The 20,841-nt window shown below is 66.1% G+C and carries 18 protein-coding genes; 5 read left to right on the top strand and 13 right to left on the bottom strand.

Annotated elements, in window-relative coordinates:
* Window positions 1–7: 7 nt before the first annotated feature.
* The 4 genes from DMX06_RS13900 to DMX06_RS13885 all read right to left on the bottom strand — a co-directional run bounded on the left by DMX06_RS13900 (window position 8) and on the right by DMX06_RS13885 (window position 3,617).
* Window positions 8–1,345: a HAMP domain-containing sensor histidine kinase gene (locus DMX06_RS13900; RefSeq protein WP_110737982.1), complete on the bottom strand. Its 1,338-nt coding sequence runs from the start codon at window positions 1,343–1,345 to the stop codon at window positions 8–10.
* Window positions 1,345–2,037 (bottom strand): response regulator transcription factor, encoded by a 693-nt coding sequence (locus tag DMX06_RS13895; protein WP_110737980.1) that lies wholly within the window; start codon window positions 2,035–2,037, stop codon window positions 1,345–1,347. The genes DMX06_RS13900 and DMX06_RS13895 overlap by 1 nt, the downstream gene beginning before the upstream one ends.
* Window positions 2,038–2,152: 115 nt before the next feature.
* A complete protein-coding gene (locus DMX06_RS13890; RefSeq protein ID WP_110737978.1) occupies window positions 2,153–3,085 on the bottom strand; it encodes a FecR family protein in 933 nt (310 codons plus the stop codon).
* Window positions 3,078–3,617, bottom strand: coding sequence for a sigma-70 family RNA polymerase sigma factor (locus tag DMX06_RS13885; RefSeq protein ID WP_110737976.1), 540 nt, complete (start codon window positions 3,615–3,617; stop codon window positions 3,078–3,080). The genes DMX06_RS13890 and DMX06_RS13885 overlap by 8 nt, the downstream gene beginning before the upstream one ends.
* A 170-nt stretch (window positions 3,618–3,787) precedes the next feature.
* On the opposite strand from DMX06_RS13885, the gene DMX06_RS13880 reads away from it, so the two are divergent.
* Complete coding sequence (locus DMX06_RS13880; protein WP_181427826.1) at window positions 3,788–6,718, top strand: TonB-dependent receptor; 2,931 nt, start codon at window positions 3,788–3,790, stop codon at window positions 6,716–6,718.
* Between the two features lie 249 nt (window positions 6,719–6,967).
* On the opposite strand, the gene DMX06_RS13875 is transcribed toward DMX06_RS13880, so the two are convergent.
* The 9 genes from DMX06_RS13875 to exaC form a co-directional block, all read right to left on the bottom strand.
* Window positions 6,968–7,666, bottom strand: coding sequence for a LexA family transcriptional regulator (locus DMX06_RS13875; RefSeq protein WP_110737972.1), 699 nt, complete (start codon window positions 7,664–7,666; stop codon window positions 6,968–6,970).
* Between the two features lie 197 nt (window positions 7,667–7,863).
* A complete protein-coding gene (gene ppa, locus DMX06_RS13870; protein ID WP_110737970.1) occupies window positions 7,864–8,391 on the bottom strand; it encodes an inorganic diphosphatase in 528 nt (175 codons plus the stop codon).
* Window positions 8,392–8,483: 92 nt separating this feature from the next.
* On the bottom strand, window positions 8,484–9,299 hold the full coding sequence (locus DMX06_RS13865) for a M90 family metallopeptidase (RefSeq protein WP_110737968.1): 816 nt from the start codon (window positions 9,297–9,299) through the stop codon (window positions 8,484–8,486).
* A gap of 7 nt (window positions 9,300–9,306) precedes the next feature.
* Entirely contained in the window at window positions 9,307–9,954 is a 648-nt protein-coding gene (locus DMX06_RS13860) for a DedA family protein (protein ID WP_110738048.1), read from the bottom strand.
* 349 nt (window positions 9,955–10,303) lie between these two features.
* Window positions 10,304–10,762, bottom strand: coding sequence for a GNAT family N-acetyltransferase (locus tag DMX06_RS13855; protein ID WP_110737966.1), 459 nt, complete (start codon window positions 10,760–10,762; stop codon window positions 10,304–10,306).
* Between the two features lie 107 nt (window positions 10,763–10,869).
* Window positions 10,870–11,688, bottom strand: coding sequence for an ethanolamine ammonia-lyase subunit EutC (gene eutC / locus DMX06_RS13850; protein WP_110737964.1), 819 nt, complete (start codon window positions 11,686–11,688; stop codon window positions 10,870–10,872).
* An 8-nt stretch (window positions 11,689–11,696) separates the two neighbouring features.
* Window positions 11,697–13,091: an ethanolamine ammonia-lyase subunit EutB gene (locus tag DMX06_RS13845; protein WP_110737962.1), complete on the bottom strand. Its 1,395-nt coding sequence runs from the start codon at window positions 13,089–13,091 to the stop codon at window positions 11,697–11,699.
* A gap of 51 nt (window positions 13,092–13,142) precedes the next feature.
* Window positions 13,143–14,591, bottom strand: a complete 1,449-nt coding sequence (gene eat, locus DMX06_RS13840; protein WP_028690369.1) for an ethanolamine permease — start codon at window positions 14,589–14,591, stop codon at window positions 13,143–13,145.
* Between the two features lie 115 nt (window positions 14,592–14,706).
* The gene (exaC, locus tag DMX06_RS13835; protein WP_110737960.1) at window positions 14,707–16,227 is read right to left on the bottom strand and encodes an acetaldehyde dehydrogenase ExaC; all 1,521 of its coding nucleotides are present in this window, start codon (window positions 16,225–16,227) and stop codon (window positions 14,707–14,709) included.
* A 267-nt stretch (window positions 16,228–16,494) separates the two neighbouring features.
* On the opposite strand from exaC, the gene DMX06_RS13830 reads away from it, so the two are divergent.
* The 4 genes from DMX06_RS13830 (at window position 16,495) to DMX06_RS13815 (ending at window position 20,797) form a co-directional block, all read left to right on the top strand.
* Entirely contained in the window at window positions 16,495–18,471 is a 1,977-nt protein-coding gene (locus DMX06_RS13830) for a sigma-54-dependent Fis family transcriptional regulator (protein ID WP_110737958.1), read from the top strand.
* A gap of 66 nt (window positions 18,472–18,537) precedes the next feature.
* A complete protein-coding gene (gene mpl, locus DMX06_RS13825; RefSeq protein WP_110737956.1) occupies window positions 18,538–19,887 on the top strand; it encodes a UDP-N-acetylmuramate:L-alanyl-gamma-D-glutamyl-meso-diaminopimelate ligase in 1,350 nt (449 codons plus the stop codon).
* The gene (gene ubiX, locus DMX06_RS13820) at window positions 19,884–20,513 is read left to right on the top strand and encodes a flavin prenyltransferase UbiX (RefSeq protein WP_062575312.1); all 630 of its coding nucleotides are present in this window, start codon (window positions 19,884–19,886) and stop codon (window positions 20,511–20,513) included. Before mpl ends, ubiX begins: the two co-directional genes overlap by 4 nt.
* The gene (locus DMX06_RS13815) at window positions 20,510–20,797 is read left to right on the top strand and encodes a YceK/YidQ family lipoprotein (protein WP_050707139.1); all 288 of its coding nucleotides are present in this window, start codon (window positions 20,510–20,512) and stop codon (window positions 20,795–20,797) included. The genes ubiX and DMX06_RS13815 overlap by 4 nt, the downstream gene beginning before the upstream one ends.
* Window positions 20,798–20,841 lie beyond the last annotated feature (44 nt).

The following is a 20,841-nucleotide window of genomic DNA, read 5'->3' as shown; positions in this document are numbered from 1 at the left end:
TAACTTTCTAAACACTTTCGCTGGCCGGCAGCAGCAGGTGCAGGCACAGGCCGGGATGGCCATTGGTCGCCCACAAGCGCCCGCCTTGCAGCTCGATGGCGCGTCGGGCGATGGCCAGACCCAGGCCGAAGCCGGCGCCGCTGCCAGGCAGGCGGCGATAGGGCTGGAAGATCTGTTCGAGTTCCGCCTCCGGCACCCCGGGCCCTTGGTCGCGCAGGCACAGGCGCCAGAAGGCGCCCTCGCGCCAACCGTCCAGGCTGACCCGGCCAGTGGCGGGCGAGTGGCGGATGGCATTGCGCAGCAGGTTTTCCAAGGCCTGGGCCAGGCTGTCCAGGTGCGCCTGCACATTGCATTCGAGCCCGAGCGAGCAGGGCAGCCGTTCGGACGGCCAGCCGCTTTCGAAGCAGCTGTCCTGGACCAGCGCCTCCCAGACCGAGAGCACCAGTACCGGCTCGGTCGCCAGTTGCGGCCGCTCGGTGTCCAGCCAGGCCAGGTCGAGGGTGTTCTCCAGCAGTTTCTGCATGTCGTCCACCTCGCGGTCCAGGCGCTGGCGCAGCTGCTGCGCCGGTAGTTCGCTGTCGTGGGCGATGCGCAGGCGCGCCAGCGGGGTGCGCAGTTCGTGGGACAGGGTGCGCAGCAGCAGGCGTTGCTGGTCGAGGCTTTTGCGCAGGCGCACGGCCATGTGCTCGAAGGCCTGGGCCAGCTCGCCCAGCTCGTCGCGACGCTCCTGCAGGGGCAGCCCGGGACCGTCCAGATCATCGGCGCGCAGGGCGTCGGCGCGGTCGCGCAGGCGGTTGAGCGGCACGACCAGATGACGGTACAGCGCCAGGCCCAGCAGCAGGGCGAGCAGGGCGGGGGCCACGCCGTGGGTGACCACGTGGGTCCAGGGTGTCAGGCCGGTGGGCAGCAGGTGCTCGGGGAGCTGGATGACCAGGCGGCCGTCCTCGGGGTGCTCGGGGAAGGCGATGCTCACGTACGGCAGCTCGTCCTGCAGGCGCCGGCTCATCGGCCAGTCGAGCTTGCGCATGAAAGTCAGGCGGCTGGCTTCATCGGCGCTCAGGGGCGTGGTGCCGAGGCTCTGCAGGTGGGGGCCGATGATGGCGACCCAGGTGTCCTCCTCGGTTTCGAGCCGGCGGCGCAGGCGTTCCACGCCATCGGCGCCCTCCGCGCGCCAGGCCTGCTCGGCCCGTTTGGCGAAGTCGGCGAGGAACACCCGGTCGGCGGGGGCCAGAAAGTAGGTGCTGCGCTCGACGGAAAGGCCCCAGGTCCAGATCAGCCAGGTCAGCAGCAGGCAGAAGCACACCTGCAGCAGCGCCAGCTTCCACAGCAGCGGATGACGGCGCATCAGCTGCTGCCCGCATCGACCAGGATATAGCCCTGGCCGCGCACGGCCTGGATCTCCAGGTGGCCGGCGCCGATGGTGGCGAGCTTGCGGCGCAGGTTGCAGACATGCACATCCAGGCCGCGGTCGAGGCGGGTATAGGCCCGGTGCAGGACGCTCTGGTAGAGAAACGCCTTGCTCAGCGCCTCGCCGGGATGGGCCTGCAAGGTCACCAGCAATCGGTATTCGGAGCCGGTCAGCCCGGCATTCTGGCCATGGTGGGCGACATCATGGTTGGCGGTATCGAAGGTCAGCGGGCAGGTGTTGCGTGGCATGGGCGGGCGTCGGTCCAGCGCCACCCGGCGCAGCAGGGCATCGATCCGGGCATCCAGTTCGGCCAGGCTGAAGGGCTTGGGCAGGTAGTCGTCGGCGCCGCGGGTGAAGCCGCTGATGCGGTCCTGCTCGGCGCCCAGGGCCGACATCAGCATCACCGGTACCGCCTGGTGCCGGCGCAGTTCGTCGAGCAGGCTGAGGCCATCGATGCCGGGGAGCATGATGTCCAGCAGCAGCAGGTCGAAGGGGGCCTTGTGCATCGCGTTCAATGCCTGGGTGCCGTTCTCGCAGGCCTGGACGCTGAAGCCGCGACGCAGGAAGTGCTGTTCCAGGTCCTGGCGCAATCGGGGGTCGTCTTCGGCGAGGAGGAGCTTGGGGGGCACGGGGTGACCTTGATGAGAATTCGTTGCAAATACGAATCATCCCATTGGCGATGGTGCCGGGGCAATGGCTGGATGCCGGCATTTCGTCGCGTGGTTGATGCCTGCGGCCCCTTTTTCAGCGACTGATGAACATCCCGCCGGCTTCGGTGCGCACTCGCAGGCCATGGCTCTCGCTCAGCATGGCCAGGGCCAGTGGCAGGTCATCGACCGGGAAGCTGCCGGAGACCCGCAGCTCGGCCACGGCCGGGTCGCAGACCAGGCGTTGGTCGCCGTAGCGCATCAGCTCCTGGGCCCACTGCAATAGCGGCATGTCGTCGACCACCAGCAAACCCTTGCGCCAGGCCAGCTGGGTGTCCCGGGCGGTTTCCACCAGGCCGAGCCGATCGCGGTCGAAGCGCACCTGCGAGCCGGTGTGGATGACGGTGCCACGGCCAGCTTCGGGGGTGACGCGCACGGCGCCTTCATAAACCGCGAGCTGGGTCTCGCGAGGGAGCTGGCGCACGCTGAAGCGGGTGCCCAGCGCCTGCATCAGGCCGTGCTCGCTCCGCACCCGCAACGGCCGCGACGGGTCCTGCGCGGTGATGATGTATGCCTCGCCACGGCGCAGGTGCAGCAGGCGTTCCTTGGCCGAATACACCACCTGCAGCTCGCTGTGGCTGTTGAGCGTGACCTGGGTGCCATCGCTCAGCAGCAACTCGCGCCGTTCGCCCACTGCGGTCTGGTAGTCGACACCTTCCCGGGCCTGGCGCCATGCCCACCAGCCCAGCGGGGCCGCGCCGATCAGCACCAGCAGGCCACGCAGTACGGTGCGCCGGCTGCTGTCCTGCGGGCGAACGAGGGTTTGCCGGGCGAGGGTCGGCGGCAGGGTGCCCAGGCGGGTCAGCAGGCGCTGGGCACGCTTCCAGGCGCGTTCGTGGTCCGGGTCGCGGCGCCGCCAGCGCTCCAGCTCGAGCTGTTGCGCCGGCGTCAGCGGGCCTTCCTGCATCAGCAGCAACCAGGCGGCGGCCTCGGCAAGCACGGCCTGGGCAATGGCGGGCTGGTCAGTCATCGGGCATCTGGCTCAGGCAGGCCATGTAGCCTTCGTGGATGTACTTCTTCACCGTCGGCAAAGCGACGTTCAGGGCCTGGGCAATGTCTTTCTGTTTCATGCCGTCCAGGGTGGCCATCAGGAACGCCTGCCTGACCCGTGGACGCAGGCTGTCGAGCACCGCGTCGATCTCGTGCAGGGTCTCGAGGATGACGCTCTGCTGCTCGGGCGACGGCTGCAGCGCCTCGGGCACCAGCGCCAGCGCCTCGAGCCAGGCCTGCTCCAGCGAATGACGGCGGCGCCAGCTGACCAGCACGCAGTTGGCGATGCGGGTCAGGTAGGCGCGTGGCTGGCGCAAGGTGTCAGGCTGGTTGCTGTCGCGGCTGGCGAGCACGCGCACGAAGATGTCCTGGGCCAGGTCGTCGGCCACGCCACGCCCCCAGGAGCGCAGTCGGTACGCCAGCCAGCCGCGCAACCAGGCGTGGTGCTCGATGTACAGCGTGGTCACGGCGCAGCGCTCGGCGGGCTGGGGCGGAGTATTGAAAAGTGTCATGGCGGGGAGGTGTCAGGGCGTAAATGCAAACAATTATCACTAGATTTGGCTAAATCACAAGATCAAGTGAAAATGCGAATCGCACGCATATACCTTTTTCGCCGTCATGCGACAGAAGGGGTGCAAGCCCGCATCGAGTGCCGGGCACTGACCTCACGAGCGAGAAAAGCATGCCCGCAATCCGTCGGCTTTCCCCTGTTTCGCGTCCTTTGCAACGCTTGTCCCCGATCAGCTTCGCCGTGCGTTGTGCGATGCTCGGCTGCCTGATGGGCACGGCTTCGACCCTGGCCCAGGCCGCCGATACCCCGGCCGCGGCGTCCACCCGGTTAGACGATGCCAAGCTGCGCGACTACGACATCGTCCAGGGCCCGCTGGGCACCGCGCTGGGCGTGTTCGCCAGCCAATCGGGCCTGCTGTTGTCCTATGACCCGGAGCTGACCCGCGGTCGCGCCGCGCCGGCGCTCAAGGGGCGCTACACCGTGCAGGAGGGAGCCCGGCGGCTGCTGGCCAACAGCGGCCTGCAACTGCTGCCGAACTCGCGGGGTGCCTACATCCTCATCCCGCAGGCCCAGGCATTGGCGATGGCGACGGAACTGACGCCGACCATGGTCGCGGCCAGCGAGCTGGCTGACCCACAGCGCGACACCTACCGCGCGCCGCGCTCGACGGTGCACCTGTCGCGCGAGGACCTCGACCGCTTCAGCACCGTGTCGGTGGGCGACATGCTCAAGGGCGTGGCGGGCGTGCAGGTGGGCGACAGCCGCAACGGCGGCGCGCTGGACGTCAACATCCGCGGCATCCAGGGGCAGAGCCGGGTGGCGGTCAGGGTCGATGGCTCGGAGCAGGCGGTGGATGTCTACCGGGGCTACGGCGGTACCCAGCAGCGCAGCTACATCGACCCCGACCTGATCAGCAGCGTCACCGTGAACAAGGGCCCCAGCACCCGCTCGGGGGCGATTGGCGGCTCGGTGGAAATGAAGACCATCGGCGTCGATGACATCCTGGTCGATGGCAAGGACGTCGGCGTGCGCCTGACCGGCAACCTGTGGAACAACGGCGTGGAGCCCGAGCACCGCAACCGCAACTCCAAGGACGAGGATCTGAGCGCGGTGCCACGCGACGAACGCGGCAGCCTGTTCGGCTCCAAGGCCGAGTCCGGTAGCGCCGCCTTTGGTTACTCCCATGAACGCTTCGACCTGGTGGCGGCCTATGCGCACCGCAACCAGGGCAACTATTTCTCCGGCAAGAAGGGTCAGGACCGCTACCGGCTCTACGATCGCGACGGTGACGAGCAAGCCAGCGTCGCCAACACCTACAACGCCGGCGAGGAGGTGCTCAACTCGTCGTTCGAGACCGACTCCTACCTGCTCAAGACCACCTGGCGGCTGGCCGACGACCATACCCTGGACCTGGGTTACCGCCGCTTCGACGGGCACATGGGCGAGATCATGCCGTCGGACATCTTCCGTTATGGCACCGCGGGCATCTATCAGTACCCCACCAGCGAAATCCAGATCGACACCTACACCGCTCGCTATCACTACCTGCCCGAGGGCAATCCGTGGGTGGACCTCACCAGCAGGCTGTGGATGACCGACTCGAAGACCAGTACCTTGAGCGCGGCCTGGATGGCGCCCAAGTCGCAGCTGTACCGTACCGACCGCGCCTGGTCCCGTCAGGACAACCGTCGCATCGGCGGCGACCTGAACAACGTGTCGCGCTTCACCACCGCCCATGGCGATTTCAAGCTCGACCTGGGCGGCGCCTTCCAGCTCGAGGACCTGCAGCCGCAGAAGAGCGTGGTTTCCACCCAGCACGACATCAATGCCAACCGCATGCTGCGCGATGCCTCGCGCCAGGAATTCAGCTTCAACGGCAACCTGGAATACAAGCCCACTGAAGCGCTGACGCTGTGGGGCGGTGGTCGCTATGCCCACTACCAGACCAAGGACAACACCGTGCTGGCCGAGGCTCGCCGCGAAGAGCGGGAAATGCGCTGGATCACCGCCAGCAGCCCGGGGCATTGGGGCAGCATGATGTGGTTCCCCGACCAGAACGGCCAGTACACCGACGCCACCGACCCACGCCTGAACAACGGCATCGTCTTCGAGAACAGCAACGAGCCGTTCAATGGCGTGCCGTTCAACGAGTCCGGCGCGACCAACGTGGTGGTCCATCCCGAAGGCGTCAGTAACGTGGTCACCGGCTACGACTACACCCCACAGGGCAAGAGCCGCGGCGGTGGCTTCGCACCGGCCTTCGGTATCAATTTCGAGTTCCTGCCGGACACCTTCGTCTATGCCTCCTACACCGAGGGCCTGCGCCTGCCGTCGCTGTTCGAGACCAGCCAGGGCACCCAGCAGGTCACCCCGGGCAAGCACCTCAAGCCCGAGCGCTCGCGCAGCTGGGAAGTGGGCGTGAGCGCCTTGCGCAGCGACCTGCTGACCGCAGGCGACGAGGCGTCGGCCAAGCTGGCCTGGTTCGACAACGACATCAAGAACTACATCACCCGCTACTACGACCCGAGCCCGGGCCTGTGGGGGCAGATGACCTTCAGCAACACCGACAGCTTCCACACCCGCGGCCTGGAACTGCAGTCGCACTACGATGCCGGGCGCGTGTTCGCCGACCTCTCGGCCACCTACTACCTGATGACCGAGACCTGCGACGCGGCCTTCGCCGCCAAGCTGCGTGCCAGCGCCAATCGCTACCAGCGCACCCAGGACACCCCGGACTGCACGTCGGGCAGCTACATGGGCTCGTATACCAACACCCAGAACCCGCCGCGCTTCTCGGCCAACCTGCTCGGCGGGATGCGCTTCTTCGACGAGGCACTGACCGTGGGCGGGCGCATGACCTACAGCTCGGGACCCACCGCGCAGATGGACAAACCCTGGCAGACCGGCGCAACTACGCCGCAGATCGACTATCGCTCGGTGGCGTTGTTCGACCTGTTCCTCAAGTACAAGCTGCTGGAGCACACCGAGCTGAATGTGTCGGTGCAGAACCTGACCGACCGCTACTACCTGGACCCGCTGGCGCAGAGCTTCATGCCGGCACCGGGGCGGACCTGGCGGGTGGGGATGGTGGCGCGCTTCTGAGAGGGCGGCCAACTTTTCGTCAGGCATTAAAAAGCCGGCTTGTGGCCGGCTTCTCGGGGACGGTCTTGGCTCATTTTTGATAAGCCGCAACCGCCTTGAACGGTTGGCAACATGGCCTGAAAAAGATGGCGTACGGCTGTGTGAGGCGTCGCCAGGCCCTCTGGAATGCGGCTTGCACCATCAGGGGGTAAGATGTGCGGCGTAGCATACCCGTGTGTGCGGCACATGCCCAGCAAAAAGTGAGGTGCTTCAGCCGGGGCGTGCCGGGCGCAGGCTTGACCACCAGAACACCCAGCCGAGGATTTCCACGTTCTGCACCCGGCGCTGATAGGCCGTATAGCGTTCGCTGGGGTGGTTGAGACGGTCATGGCTGTGCAGGCACAGCGTGCCGTTGTGGCCAAGGGTGAGGTGCTGCACCCGCAGGCGGCCATTGTGCAGCAAGGCATAGCATTCGCCCTCGACCACCCGGGTACAGCTGCGGTCGATAGCCAGCAGGGTGCCCAGGGGCAGCAGGGGGGCCATGTTGTTACCCGGCATGCCGAGGCAGATGGCCTTTTCTGCGTTGACCTGCACGCACTCCAGGGCTCGCCGGGGTATCGGCTGGTAGTGGCCTGGCAGTGCCAACAGTCTGCCTTCCCGCACCTGGTGCAGGGGCAGGTGGACCAGGTCAGTGTCCAGGGCCTGCAACGGCGGCGGCAGGGCCAGGCTTGGCGCCGCCGATGATATGGGGGTCAGGGGCGTCGGATGCTTCGGTCCCTCGCCACTGCGCAGCCAGCGCCTGCGCACGCAGAACAGGTCGGCAATCTCGTCGAGCCGAGCCTGGGGCACACCGCGCTTGAACCAGTTGTTGACGTGCTGCGGCGTGACCTTGCGCTGGGCGGCAAAGTCGGACGGGGTCAGGTTGCACTCCAGCAGGAGGGCTTTGAGACGGTCACCGGATGTTTTCATGGTGCCGAGTCTATAGACCCTCGAACGGTGTGGAAATCAACCCGATGTCGAGGGTATTTGTAGGAAACGTGGTGGCTTGTAAGGTAATGCCTAGGAGCGAGTAAGAAGTTTCTCTCCATGCATGGTCGGTGTGCGATTCCCCTTGGCGAGCGCCCATAAAAAAGCCCTGCCGAAGCAGGGCTTTTCTTGTGTCAGGCTCAGCCCTTGTAGGCAGCGACCGACTTGGTGATCGCGGCGCGGGCGGCGTCGGCGCCGTCCCAGCCTTCGATCTTGACCCACTTGCCCTTCTCGAGATCCTTGTAGTTCGCGAAGAAGTGTTCGATCTGCTGGATCAGCAGGGCTGGCAGGTCGGTGTATTCCTTCACGTCGACATACAGCTGGCTCAGCTTGTCGTGTGGAACAGCGATGACCTTGGCGTCGCCGCCGCCGTCGTCGGTCATGTTCAGGATGCCGACCGGACGGGCGCGGATGACCGAGCCTGGAGCGACCGGGTACGGGGTCACGACCAGCACGTCCAGCGGATCACCGTCGTCGGCCAGGGTGTTTGGAATGTAGCCGTAGTTGGCCGGGTAGAACATCGGGGTGGCCATGAAGCGGTCGACGAACAGGGCATCGCTGTCCTTGTCGATCTCGTACTTGATCGGCGCGTGGTTGGCCGGGATTTCGATGGCGACGTAGATGTCGTTCGGCAGGTCTTTGCCGGCTGGAATCTTGCTGTAGCTCATTGGGCAATGCCCCCGTGTTTGAACAAAAAAGTGGCGGCGATTATAGGCACATTCCCACAGCGGGTGCCACGCCCGGCCTGATGTGCGGGCGCTCAGACGTGGCTTTCGCGGTAATCCGGGTGCTCGGCTTGCAGGCGCGCCAGACGCTCGAGCGGGTCCTGGCGGTAGAACAGCGACAGCTGCTGGTAGACCTGCGGCCAGGCCTGGTGCAGCAGGTCGGGGGCGCTGAAAAAGTATTCGCTGGTGACGGCAAAGAACTCGGCCGGGTTTTCCGCCGCGTAGGGGTCGATGGCCGTTTCGGCGTCCGGGTCGGCATCGAGCTGGCGATTCATCGCGTCATAGGCCTGCTGCATGGCCTGGGCCCAGTCCTCGACACGCATGCCGTGGTGCAGGGGCGGCAGGCCGTTGGCATCGCCGTTGAGCATGTCCAGCTTGTGCGCCAGTTCGTGGATCACCAGGTTGTAGGCTTCCCAGCCGCCGCTGGCCAGCACCCCGGGCCAGGCCAGGATCACCGGCCCCTGCTGCCAGGCCTCGCCGCTGTGCTCGGCGTCCCAGACATGCTCGACGCCGCTGGCATCGCGGTGGCGCTGGGGGCTCTTGAAATCGTCGGGATAGAGGATGATCTCGTGGAAGCCCTGGAACCAGTTCAGCTCTCCCAGGTGCAGCAGTGGCAATTGGGCCTGGGCGGCGAGGAACAGGCGCTGCTCGTCGTCCAGCTCGACGCCCGGCAGGGTGGTCAGGTGCTTGTCGCGCAGGAACAGCACGCTGGCTTCACGCAGCCAGCGGTCTTCTTCGTCGCTGATGCCGTCCAGCAGCGGCAGGCGATCGCGGATCACCTGCCATAGCTGTGGGTCGACCGGGTAGCGGGCCAGGGTACGCCGGCGGCGCCAGGCGCTGAACGACCACATGCGCCGGTCAGTGGGCCTTGGCCGTGCGGCCGAAGCGACCGCGCAGCAGGCCGAGGATCATCGGCACCAGCGACAGGATGATGATGCCGACCACCATCAGCGACAGGTGCTGCTTGATGAACGGCACGTTGCCGAAGAAGTAGCCCAGGGTCACCAGGCCGCCCACCCACAGCAGCGAACCGGTCACGCTGAAGGCCAGGAAGCGCGGGTAGTGCATGTGGGCGATGCCGGCGACGAACGGTGCGAAGGTGCGCAGGATCGGCAGGAAGCGCGCCAGGGTGACGGTCTTGCCGCCGTGGCGTTCGTAGAACTCGTGGGTGCGCTGCAGGTAGTCCTGGCGGAAGATCTTCGAGTTGGGGTTGCGGAACAGGCGTTCACCCGCCGTGCGCCCGATCACGTAGTTGGTGCTGTCGCCGAGGATCGCCGCGGCCATCAGCAGGCCGGCCAGCAGTCCCGGGTCCATACCGCCGCCCGCGGCCACGGCGCCGGCGATGAACAGCAGCGAATCGCCCGGCAGGAATGGCATGACCACCAGGCCGGTCTCGCAGAAAATCACGGCGAAGAGGATGGCGTAGATCCAGGGACCGTAGTTGTTGACCAGCAGATCGAGGTAGGCATCGAGATGCAGGATGAGGTCCAGCGGGTTGAAATCCATGTACAGCACCTGTGTTCTTGACCCGCGTCTACGGGCGCGCGATGACGGACAGCGCCATGGTTGGGGACGGTTTACCGGCTAGGCGGGTAACTTTTCGCACATGACAGGAGGGGGATTATACGGCTAAGTCCGGATTGTGCCCGGAGAGTTTGTAGCGAGGGGTTACGATGGGTAATTGGGCTTCCAGAGGGAAAGTCTGCGGCAACGCGGTTCCTCTGGGAGCGGCCTTGTGTCGCGATGGGGCGCGCAGCGGCCCCTGAATGTCGACATCATGCAAAATCGTCGGGGCCGCTGCGCGGCCCATCGCGACACAAGGCCGCTCCCACAGAGAGCACAAGAGCGCCAGGCATCAATCCTGACTGATCGGCAAGATATAGTTCTCGAACTCGGTGTCCTTGCGAAAGCCCATGGACTCATAGGTCTTGCGCGCCACTTCGTTGTCGCTGCTGGTGGACACGCGCATGCGCACGGCGTTGGATTGCTTGGCCATCTTCTTGGCTTCGCGCATCAGGTTGTCCGCTACCAGCATGCGTCGTGAGTCCTCGGCCACGTAGATGTCGTTGAGGATCCACACGCGCTTGAGCGACAGCGACGAAAAGCTTGGGTACAGCTGGCAGAAACCCAGCAGGCGATCATCGCCGTCATCCGGCAGGGCCAGGTAGATGATCGACTCTTTACGCTTGAGGCGCTTCTCGAGGAAGGATCGTGAGCTGTCCGGGTAAGGCAGTTGCCCATAGAACTCGCGGTATTTCACGAACAGCGGGGTGAGCAGGTCAAGGTGTTCCAAGGTTGCCTGGATGATGCGCATGGGCGGGCCTCTGAGTCCATTGGGGATACGGCGGATTGCCTGCAGCGTCCTCGGGCATGCTGCCTAAAGCAGGCTAGAAGCGCAATCCGCCTTCCGTGACATGTTTTTTACCCTTCACCGAGCAGGAAGTTTCCGCTTTTTCCGGCAGATTCTTCACTATCGATACTATGGACCTCCGCTTCGTCCTTCAGATTCACCCCCGACAGCTGGCGCCTGCAGGCTTCGCGCATGAGATACAGCAGGCGATGGGCGGCCATGCCATAGCTCAGGCCTTCCAGGCGCACGTTGGAGATGCAGTTGCGGTAGGCGTCGGTGAGGCCGACCTTGGGCGCGTAGGTGAAGTACAGCCCCAGGCTGTCGGGCGAACTCAGGCCCGGCCGCTCGCCGATCAGCATCACCGTCATGCGCGCGCCGAGCAGTTCGCCCACCTCGTCGGCCACCGCGACCCGGCCTTGCTCCACCAGGATCACCGGGGCGCTGGTCCAGCCATCGGCGGCGGCCTGTTCCTCGAAACGACCCAGGAAGGGCAGGGTGTGACGGTGCACGGCCAGCGCCGACAGGCCATCGGCGACGACGATCGCCAGGTCGACGCCGCCGGGGTTGGCCTGGGCGTGCTCACGCAGGCGCTGGGCCGAGTCCCCGTGCAGGCGCCGGCCAAGGTCCGGGCGTTGCAGGTATTGGTGGCGGTCGCTGGCGGCGCTGTGCAGCAGCAGGCTGTCGCGGCCGCGCTCGCCAAGCTGCTGGCGCAGGCCAACGTGGTCGAACGGCAGGTGCACGGCATCGCGGGCCTGGGCGTGGGCGAACTGGAAGTCCAACTGGGCGCCGGTCGGCAGGCTGATGCCGGTGCGGCCGAGGGCGATGCGCGCCGGGGTGAGGTTGCGCAGGGCCAGCCAGGGATTGTCCTGCGTGGGGGTGTGTCGTTCCATGGTCACCTCTAGGCCAGCTGTGCCAGGGCCTGGCGGAAGGCCGGCGGCAGGTTGTCGCCGAAGCGGATGCGGCCGTCGGACTGGGTGAAGATGCCGGTGCGCTCCAACCACGCCTCGAATTCCGGCCCGGGCTTCAGGCCCAGGGTCTGGCGCGCGTAGAGCGCGTCGTGGAACGAGGTGGTCTGGTAGTTGAGCATGATGTCGTCGGAGCCGGGGATGCCCATGATGAAGTTGATCCCGGCCACGCCCAGCAGGGTCAGCAGGGTGTCCATGTCGTCCTGGTCGGCTTCGGCGTGGTTGGTGTAGCAGATGTCGCAGCCCATCGGCACGCCCAGCAGCTTGCCGCAGAAGTGATCCTCGAGGCCGGCGCGGATGATCTGCTTGCCGTTGTACAGGTATTCAGGGCCGATGAAACCGACCACGGTGTTGACCAGGAACGGTTTGAAGTGGCGGGCCACGGCGTAGGCGCGGGTCTCGCAGGTCTGCTGGTCGACGCCGTGGTGGGCGTTGGCCGACAGCGCGCTGCCCTGGCCGGTCTCGAAGTACATCAGGTTCTGTCCGACCGTGCCGCGCTTGAGTGACAGGCCCGCCTCGTAGCCCTCCTGGAGCACGTTGAGGTTGATGCCGAAGCCGGCATTGGCCGCCTCGGTGCCGGCGATGGACTGGAACACCAGGTCCAGCGGCACGCCGCGGTTGATCGCCTCGATCGAGGTGGTGACGTGGGTCAGCACGCAGGATTGGGTGGGAATGTCGTAGCGCTGGATGATCGCGTCGAGCATCTCCAGCAGCGCGCAGATCGAGGCGATGCTGTCGGTGGCCGGGTTGATGCCGATCATGGCGTCACCGTTGCCGTACAGCAAGCCGTCGAGGATGCTCGCGGCGATGCCGGCCGGCTCGTCGGTCGGGTGGTTGGGCTGCAGGCGCGTCGATAGCCGCCCGCGCAACCCCATGGTGCCGCGAAAGGCAGTGACCACGCGGATCTTCTGCGCCACCAGCACCAAGTCCTGCACGCGCATGATCTTCGACACCGCCGCCGCCATCTCCGGCGTCAGGCCCGGGGCCAGGGCGCGCAGGCTGTGCTCGTCGGCCTGGTCGCCCAGCAGCCAGTCGCGCAGGCCGCCGACGGTCAGGTGGCTGACCGGAGCGAAAGCTTGCTGGTCGTGAGTGTCGACGATCAGCCGGGTGACTTCGTCCTGTTCATAGGGAATCAGTGCCTCGTTGAGGAAGTGCTTGAGCGGGATGTTGGCCAGGGCCATCTGCGCCGCCACACGCTCGCCGTCGTTGCTGGCGGCAACCCCCGCGAGGTAATCGCCCGAGCGCGCCGGGCTGGCCTTGGCCATCACCTCTTTGAGGCTGTCGAAGCGGTAGACCTGGTGGCCCACCGTGTGCGTGAAACTTGCCATACAGAATCTCCAGGGCGCCGCAGGCCTGGCCTGCGGCGCAAGTCGGCGATATCAGTGCAGGGCCTCTTCGGCCTTCTGGATCGCGGCGAATTCCTCTTCCGGGGTACCGGCCACCAGGTGGTGACGGCTGTAGAAAGCAAAATAGGCAATTAATACTGCATAGATCACTGCAGCGCCAATCACCACCCGCGGATCGACCAGGAACCCGGCGACCACGGCAATGCAGGCCAGCACCAGGGCCACGCCCGAGGTGAAGATGCCGCCGGGGGTACGGTACGGACGCTCCATTTTCGGGCGACGGATGCGCAGGGTGATGTGCGCGGCCATCATCAGCACGTAGGACAGCGTGGCGCCGAACACCGCCACCAGGATCAGCAGGTCGCCCTGGCCGGTCAGCGACAGGGCGAAGCCGATGATGCCGGGGATCACCAGGGCCAGTACCGGGGCCTTGCTCTTGTTGGTTTCCGACAGCTTGCGCGGCAGGTAGCCGGCACGGGAAAGCGCGAAGATCTGCCGCGAATAGGCGTAGATGATCGAGAAGAAGCTGGCGATCAGGCCGGCCAGTCCCACCAGGTTGACGAAGCCGCCCATCCAGGTGGAGCCGCCGTAGGCCTTGGACAGTGCCTCGACCAGCGGGTTGCCCGAGGCTTTCAGGGCCTCTGAGCCGGCGCCGCCGGGGCCGACCACCAGGATCAGCAGGGCAAAGGCCAGCAGCACCAGCATCGCGCCGATCAGGCCGCGGGGCAGGTCGCGTTTCGGGTTCTTGGTCTCTTCGGCGGCCAGCGGCACGCCCTCGACCGCCAGGAAGAACCAGATTGCATAGGGAATCGCTGCCCACACGCCGACATAGCCGAACGGCAGGAAGCTGCTGGCACCCACGGCGTCGGTCTTGGCGATGTCGAACAGGTTGGCTGCATCGAAATGGGGCACCATGCCGATCAGGAACACCGCCAGGGCGATGGCGGCGACGGCGGTGATGATGAACATCAGCTTCAGCGCCTCGCCCACCCCGAAGATGTGGATGCCGATGAACACGATGTAGAAGGCCAGGTAGATCATCCAGCCGCCGATACCGAACAGCGACTGGCAGTAGGCGCCGATGAACACGGCGATGGCCGCGGGGGCGATGGCGTACTCGATGAGGATCGCCGTGCCGGTGAGAAACCCGCCCCAGGGGCCGAAGGCGCTGCGGGCAAAGCCGTAGCCGCCGCCGGCGGTGGGGATCATTGACGACAGTTCCGCCAGGGAGAAGCACATGCACAGGTACATGGTGGCCATCAGCAGGGTGGCGAGGAACATGCCGCCCCAGCCGCCCTGGGCCAGGCCGAAGTTCCAGCCGGCATAGTCGCCGGAGATCACGTAGGCCACGCCCAGGCCCACCAGCAGGACCCAGCCGGCGGCGCCTTTTTTCAGTTCACGTTGCTGGAAATAGTCCGATCCGACTTTTTCGAAGTCGACGGAGGAGCTCGCCGGCGCGCTGCCGGAATGATCGCTTGGCATAGGGTTCACCTGTTGTTTTTCTTAGGTTGCCGGAGGGACTGCCGGCCCTTGGTGATTTTTACTGCAGGAAGCGAGCCAGAGCCTTTGGGGCCGCTTTGCGGCCCCTGGGGCCTGTTTAGAAGAAGCCCAGCGGGTTGATGTCGTAGCTCACCAGCAGGTTCTTGGTCTGCTGGTAGTGATCGAGCATCATCTTGTGGGTTTCACGGCCGACGCCGGACTTCTTGTAGCCACCGAACGCGGCATGCGCCGGGTACAGGTGGTAGCAGTTGGTCCACACGCGGCCGGCCTTGATGCCTCGGCCCATGCGGTAGGCGCGGTTGATGTCGCGGGTCCACACGCCGGCACCGAGGCCGAACTCGGTGTCGTTGGCGATGGCCAGGGCCTCGGCTTCGTCCTTGAAGGTGGTGACGCTGACCACCGGGCCGAAGATTTCTTCCTGGAACACGCGCATCTTGTTGTTGCCCTTGAGCAAGGTCGGCTGGATGTAGTAACCGCTGGCCAGCGCGCCTTCGAGCTGCTCCACCTTGCCGCCGGTCAGCAGCTCGGCGCCTTCTTCCTGGGCAATCTTCAGGTACGACTGGATCTTCTCGAACTGCTGCTGGGATGCCTGGGCGCCGACCATGGTGTCGGTGTCCAGCGGGTCGCCGCGCTTGATCTGCAGGACCTTCTTCATCACCACTTCCATGAACTGCGGGTAGATCGACTCCTGCACCAGGGCGCGCGACGGGCAGGTGCACACTTCGCCCTGGTTGAAGAACGCCAGCACCATCCCTTCGGCGGCCTTGTCGATGAAGGCAGGCTCGGCCTGCATGATGTCCTCGAAGTACACGTTGGGCGACTTGCCGCCCAGTTCGACGGTGGACGGGATGATGTTCTCGGCCGCGCATTTCATGATGTGCGAACCCACCGGGGTGGAGCCGGTGAAGGCGATCTTGGCGATGCGCTTGCTGGTGGCCAGGGCTTCACCGGCCTCGCGGCCATAGCCTTGCACCACGTTGAGCACGCCCTTGGGCAGCAGGTCGCCGATCAGTTCCAGCAGCACGGTGATGCCCAGCGGCGTCTGCTCGGCCGGCTTGAGCACCACGCAGTTGCCGGCGGCCAGGGCCGGAGCGAGCTTCCAGGCAGCCATCAGCAGCGGGAAGTTCCACGGGATGATCTGCCCGACCACGCCCAGCGGCTCGTGGATGTGGTAGGCCACGGTGGTTTCGTTGATCTCGGCGGCGCCGCCTTCCTGGGCGCGGATGCAGCCGGCGAAGTAGCGGAAGTGATCGACCGCCAGCGGGATGTCGGCGTTGAGGGTTTCGCGGATCGGCTTGCCGTTGTCCCAGGTCTCGGTGATGGCCAGCACTTCGAGGTTCTGCTCGATGCGGTCGGCGATGCGCAACAGGACGTTGGAGCGGTCCTGCACCGAGGTGCGGCCCCAGGCGTCGGCGGCGGCATGGGCGGCGTCGAGGGCCTTTTCGATGTCTTCGGCAGTGGAGCGGGGGAACTCGGCGATCGCCTGGCCGTTCACCGGCGAGGTGTTGGTGAAGTACTCACCCTTTACCGGAGGAACGAACTCACCACCGATGTAGTTGCCGTAGCGGCTCTTGAAGGAAACCTTCGCGCCCTCGGTACCGGGATGTGCGTAACGCATGGTGTGTCTCCTGGTCGTTGTGATTGTTGCGGAGTTTCCAAGCGTAGAGCAAAGGTCGGGCCAGCGCCTGGAGGTCCTTGTGTATCAATGACTTGGATCAAGATCAGGCAGTGGCTGGCGCAGCCCTGTGCCAGGGCCGGCACGGCCTGGGTGACACTTTGTACCGTTTGCGACACAGTCCGTGACCGCAGGGTCATTGCATCATTGCAAAGCGTTCCCGCCTGGAGGATGCTTGCGACACGCTCTATCTGCGGAGAACAACTACAAATGCAGAGCAACCCGTTCAGCCGCCATGCCCAGCAAGTGCTCACGGTCGCCCACGGCCAGGCCAGCGGGCCGGGCAGCGACCCGTCGATCGCCCGCTCCTGGCTGCGCTGCCTGGAGGACTACCACCTCGACCCGGCACGGGCCCAGGCCCCGGTGGTGCTCGAGCATGGCCGTCTGCTGGAGAGCCGCGAGCGCCTGCGCCAGGTGCTGCAGATCGCCGACAACGAGATGAACAGCCTGCACCAGCAGCTCTCCGGCAGCGGGCACGCGGTGCTGCTGACCGATGCCCGCGGGGTGATCCTCAACTGCGTCACCGCCCCCGGCGAGCGGCGCATCTTCGAGCGCGCCGGGCTGTGGCTGGGCGCCGACTGGAGCGAAGCCCGCGAGGGCACCAACGGCATCGGCACCTGCCTGGTCGAGCGCCAGGCCCTGACCATTCACCAGGACGAGCACTTCCGTGGCCGCCACACCGGGCTGACCTGCTCGGCCAGCCCGGTGTTCGACCCCCACGGCGAACTACTGGCGGTGCTCGACGTGTCGTCGGCGCGGCCAGACGTGTCGCGCCAGAGCCAGTTCCACACCATGGCCCTGGTCAACCTGTCGGCGAAGATGATCGAAAGCTGCTATTTCCTGCGCCATTTCGAGCAGCAGTGGCTATTGCGCTTCCACCTGCAGGCGGAGTCGGTCGGCTTGTTCAGCGAGGGGTTGCTGGCCGTCGATGGCGACGGGCGGATCTGCGCCGCCAACCAGAGCGCCTTGAACCTGCTGGGCACCGTCCGTGGCGGTGTGCTGGGCAAGCCCCTGGACAGGTTCTTCGCCTGCTGCCACGACGAACTGTTCAGCCGCGCCACGCCCCAGGGCAGCAGCGCCTGGCCGCTGCACACCCGCGATGGTCGCCAGGTGTTCGCCAGCCTGCGCGGCCAGGCCCGAACGCCGGTGTGGTCAGTGCCGGTGGCCTTGCCCCGGGCCAGCGACCCCGGCATCTGCCTGCTCGACCCGGCCCTGAGCGAGGACTTTCGCCGCGCCGTGCGGGTGTTCGAGCGTGACGTGCCGCTGTTGCTGCGCGGCGAGACCGGTTGTGGCAAGGAGGCCTTCGCCCAGGCCGTGCACCAGGCCAGCTCGCGCCGGCACAAGCCGTTCGTGGCAATCAACTGCGCGTCGATTCCCGAGAGCCTGATCGAGAGCGAGCTGTTCGGCTATCGCGGCGGCAGCTTCACCGGCGCGCGCAAGGAGGGCATGCGCGGCAAGCTGCTGCAGGCCGATGGCGGCACCTTGCTGCTGGACGAGATCGGCGACATGCCCCTGGCGCTGCAGACCCGCCTGCTGCGGGTGCTCGAGGAGCGCCAGGTGGTGCCCATCGGTGGCGAGCCGCAGGCGGTGGATGTGCGGATCGTCAGCGCCACCCACCGTGACCTGCTGGAACGGGTGGAGCAGGGGGGCTTTCGCGAAGACCTCTATTACCGCCTCAATGGTCTCGAGGTTGCACTGCCGGCGCTGCGCGAGCGCAGCGACAAGGCGCAGTTGCTCGACTTCCTGCTGGCGCAGGAGGCCGAGGGCCAGTCTATCGGCCTCGACCCGGCCGCCCGCCAGGCGCTGCTGGACTTTACCTGGCCGGGTAATGTGCGGCAGATGAGGAATGTGCTGCGTACGCTGGTGGCGTTGTGCGAAGGTGCGCACATCGAGTTTTCCGATCTCCCTGCAGTTGTCCGCCATGGCGCGCCCTCTGTAGGAGCGACCTTGTGCCGCGAAAGGGCCGCAGAGCGGCCCCAGCATCCTGACCATATCGCTGAAGTCGCCGGGGCTGCTGCGCAGCCCTTTCGCGGCACAAGGCCGCTCCTACACGCCGAGCGCGATGCATTGCTCGCCGTACTGGAGGCAAACCGCTGGCATCTGACCCGCGTCGCCGAGCAGTTGGGCATCAGCCGCAATACCTTGTATCGAAAACTGCGCAAACACGGCATCGCCAGGGCCGGTTGAGCGAAACAGCGAGTGCGATTTCCCTCGCCCTGGGCTACCCTGCCTCGACGTTTTGCGAGGTCGATCATGCACATTCATATTCTCGGTATTTGCGGCACTTTCATGGGTTCGCTGGCCGTGCTGGCCAAGGAGCTGGGCCACCGCGTCACCGGCTCCGACGCCAACGTCTATCCCCCGATGAGCACCCAGCTCGAGGCCCAGGGCATCGAGCTGACCCAGGGCTACGACCCGGCCCAGCTGGAGCCGGCACCTGACCTGGTGGTGATCGGCAATGCCATGTCGCGGGGCAACCCGGCGGTGGAGTACGTGCTGAACAAGGGCCTGCCCTATGTGTCTGGCCCGCAGTGTCTGGCCGACCATGTGCTGCAGGGGCGTTGGGTCCTGGCGGTAGCAGGTACCCATGGCAAGACCACCACCAGCAGCATGCTGGCCTGGGTCCTGGAGCATGCCGGCATGAGCCCGGGCTTCCTGATCGGCGGCGTGCCGCAGAACTTCTCGGTGTCGGCGCGCCTGGGCGATACGCCGTTCTTCGTGGTCGAGGCCGACGAATACGACAGCGCCTTCTTCGACAAGCGCTCCAAGTTCGTCCACTACCACCCGCGTACCGCGATTCTCAATAACCTCGAGTTCGACCACGCGGACATCTTTCCGGACCTGGCGTCCATCGAGCGGCAGTTCCATCACCTGGTGCGCACCATTCCCAGCGAAGGCCTGGTCATCCACCCGACCACCGAGCAGGCGCTGGAACGGGTCATCGGCATGGGCTGCTGGACCCCGGTGCAGACCACCGGCGAAGGCGGGCAATGGCAGGCGCGCCTGCTCAGCGCCGACGGTTCGCGCTTCGAGGTGCTGTTCGACGGTGAGGCGCAGGGTGTCGTGGATTGGGCGCTGACCGGTCAGCACAACGTCGCCAACGCCCTGGCTACCTTGGCCGCCGCTCGTCACGTTGGCGTGGCGCCGGCCATGGGCATTGAAGGCCTGAGCGGATTCAAGAGCGTCAAGCGGCGCATGGAGAAGGTCGCCGAAGTGCAGGGCGTGACCATCTATGACGACTTCGCTCACCACCCGACCGCCATCGCCACCACCCTCGACGGCCTGCGCAAGCGTGTCGGCGAGGCACCGGTGATCGCGGTGATCGAGCCTCGTTCCAACTCCATGAAGCTCGGCGCCCACCGCGATGGCCTGCCGGAAAGCGTCAACGACGCCGACCAGGTGATCTGGTACGCCCCGCCCAACCTGGGCTGGGACTTGGCGGGCACCGCCGCGCAGTGCAAGGTGCCGAGCGTGGTGGCCGACAGTCTTGAAGCCATCATCGAGCGCATCAAGGGCCAGGCCCGCCCGGGCACCCATGTGGTGATCATGAGCAACGGCGGCTTCGGCGGCCTGCACGGCAAGCTGGCCGAGGCGCTGAAGTGAGCGGGCCGGAACGCATCACCCTGGCCATGACCGGCGCCTCCGGGGCGCAGTATGGCCTGCGTTTGCTCGACTGCCTGGTGCGCGAGGACCGCGAGGTGCACTTCCTCGTCTCCAAGGCCGCCCAGCTGGTGATGGCCACCGAGACCGACGTGCTGCTGCCGGCCAAGCCCCAGGCCATGCAGGCGTTCCTCACCGAGTACACCGGCGCGGCTGACGGGCAGATCCGCGTGTACGGCAAGGAGGACTGGATGTCGCCGGTGGCCTCGGGCTCCGGCGCGCCAGCGGCGATGGTGGTGGTGCCCTGTTCCACCGGCACCCTCTCGGCGATCGCCACGGGCGCCTGCAACAACCTGATCGAGCGCGCCGCCGACGTGACCCTCAAGGAGCGTCGCCAGTTGATCCTGGTGCCGCGCGAGGCGCCGTTCTCCACAATCCACCTGGAGAACATGCTCAAGCTGTCGCAGATGGGCGCGGTGATCCTGCCGGCGGCTCCGGGGTTCTATCACCAGCCGCAGAGCATCGACGACCTGGTCGATTTCGTCGTGGCGCGTATCCTCAACCTGCTGAACATTCCGCAGGACATGCTGCCGCGCTGGGGCGAGCATCACTACGGGGTCGATGATTGAAGCGGGTGTTGGCGGGGCTGGTGATACTGGCCCAGCTCGGCGGCTGCGCCACGGTGCGCACCCTCGATGCCAACAAGCCGGGGGCGCCGGTGGTGTATGCCGGGACGCGGCTTGACCTGTACGTGATCAATGGCGGCTGTTGTCCCGAGGATCGCTTTGGTGCCGAAGCGCCGGCCTATCCGGGGCTGGACCTGCCGGGGAGCGCGTTGCTGGATACCTTGTTGCTGCCGCTGTCGTTGTTGACTGCGGCGGGGGTGGGTTTCAACGCCACGGGCGGTCTGTAGCGGCCCTTTCGCGGGTAAACCCGCTCCCACAGGGCCTGTGCACA

The organism is Pseudomonas mosselii, assembly GCF_003205295.1.
GTDB lineage: Bacteria > Pseudomonadota > Gammaproteobacteria > Pseudomonadales > Pseudomonadaceae > Aquipseudomonas > Aquipseudomonas mosselii_B.
Note: the sequence above shows the minus strand (reverse complement) of the source record. Positions and strands in the feature narration are given on the sequence as shown.

Excerpts from the sequence above, each read along its gene's own strand:
- DMX06_RS13900 (WP_110737982.1), bottom strand. The coding sequence starts at position 1,345 with ATGCGCCGTCATCCGCTGCTGTGGAAGCTGGCGCTGCTGCAGGTGTGC.
- DMX06_RS13890 (WP_110737978.1), bottom strand. The coding sequence starts at position 3,085 with ATGACTGACCAGCCCGCCATTGCCCAGGCCGTGCTTGCCGAGGCCGCC.
- DMX06_RS13885 (WP_110737976.1), bottom strand. The coding sequence starts at position 3,617 with ATGACACTTTTCAATACTCCGCCCCAGCCCGCCGAGCGCTGCGCCGTG.
- DMX06_RS13880 (WP_181427826.1), top strand. The coding sequence starts at position 3,788 with ATGCCCGCAATCCGTCGGCTTTCCCCTGTTTCGCGTCCTTTGCAACGC.
- DMX06_RS13875 (WP_110737972.1), bottom strand. The coding sequence starts at position 7,666 with ATGAAAACATCCGGTGACCGTCTCAAAGCCCTCCTGCTGGAGTGCAAC.
- ppa (WP_110737970.1), bottom strand. The coding sequence starts at position 8,391 with ATGAGCTACAGCAAGATTCCAGCCGGCAAAGACCTGCCGAACGACATC.
- DMX06_RS13865 (WP_110737968.1), bottom strand. The coding sequence starts at position 9,299 with ATGTGGTCGTTCAGCGCCTGGCGCCGCCGGCGTACCCTGGCCCGCTAC.
- DMX06_RS13860 (WP_110738048.1), bottom strand. The coding sequence starts at position 9,954 with ATGGATTTCAACCCGCTGGACCTCATCCTGCATCTCGATGCCTACCTC.
- DMX06_RS13855 (WP_110737966.1), bottom strand. The coding sequence starts at position 10,762 with ATGCGCATCATCCAGGCAACCTTGGAACACCTTGACCTGCTCACCCCG.
- eutC (WP_110737964.1), bottom strand. The coding sequence starts at position 11,688 with ATGGAACGACACACCCCCACGCAGGACAATCCCTGGCTGGCCCTGCGC.
- DMX06_RS13845 (WP_110737962.1), bottom strand. The coding sequence starts at position 13,091 with ATGGCAAGTTTCACGCACACGGTGGGCCACCAGGTCTACCGCTTCGAC.
- eat (WP_028690369.1), bottom strand. The coding sequence starts at position 14,591 with ATGCCAAGCGATCATTCCGGCAGCGCGCCGGCGAGCTCCTCCGTCGAC.
- exaC (WP_110737960.1), bottom strand. The coding sequence starts at position 16,227 with ATGCGTTACGCACATCCCGGTACCGAGGGCGCGAAGGTTTCCTTCAAG.
- DMX06_RS13830 (WP_110737958.1), top strand. The coding sequence starts at position 16,495 with ATGCAGAGCAACCCGTTCAGCCGCCATGCCCAGCAAGTGCTCACGGTC.
- mpl (WP_110737956.1), top strand. The coding sequence starts at position 18,538 with ATGCACATTCATATTCTCGGTATTTGCGGCACTTTCATGGGTTCGCTG.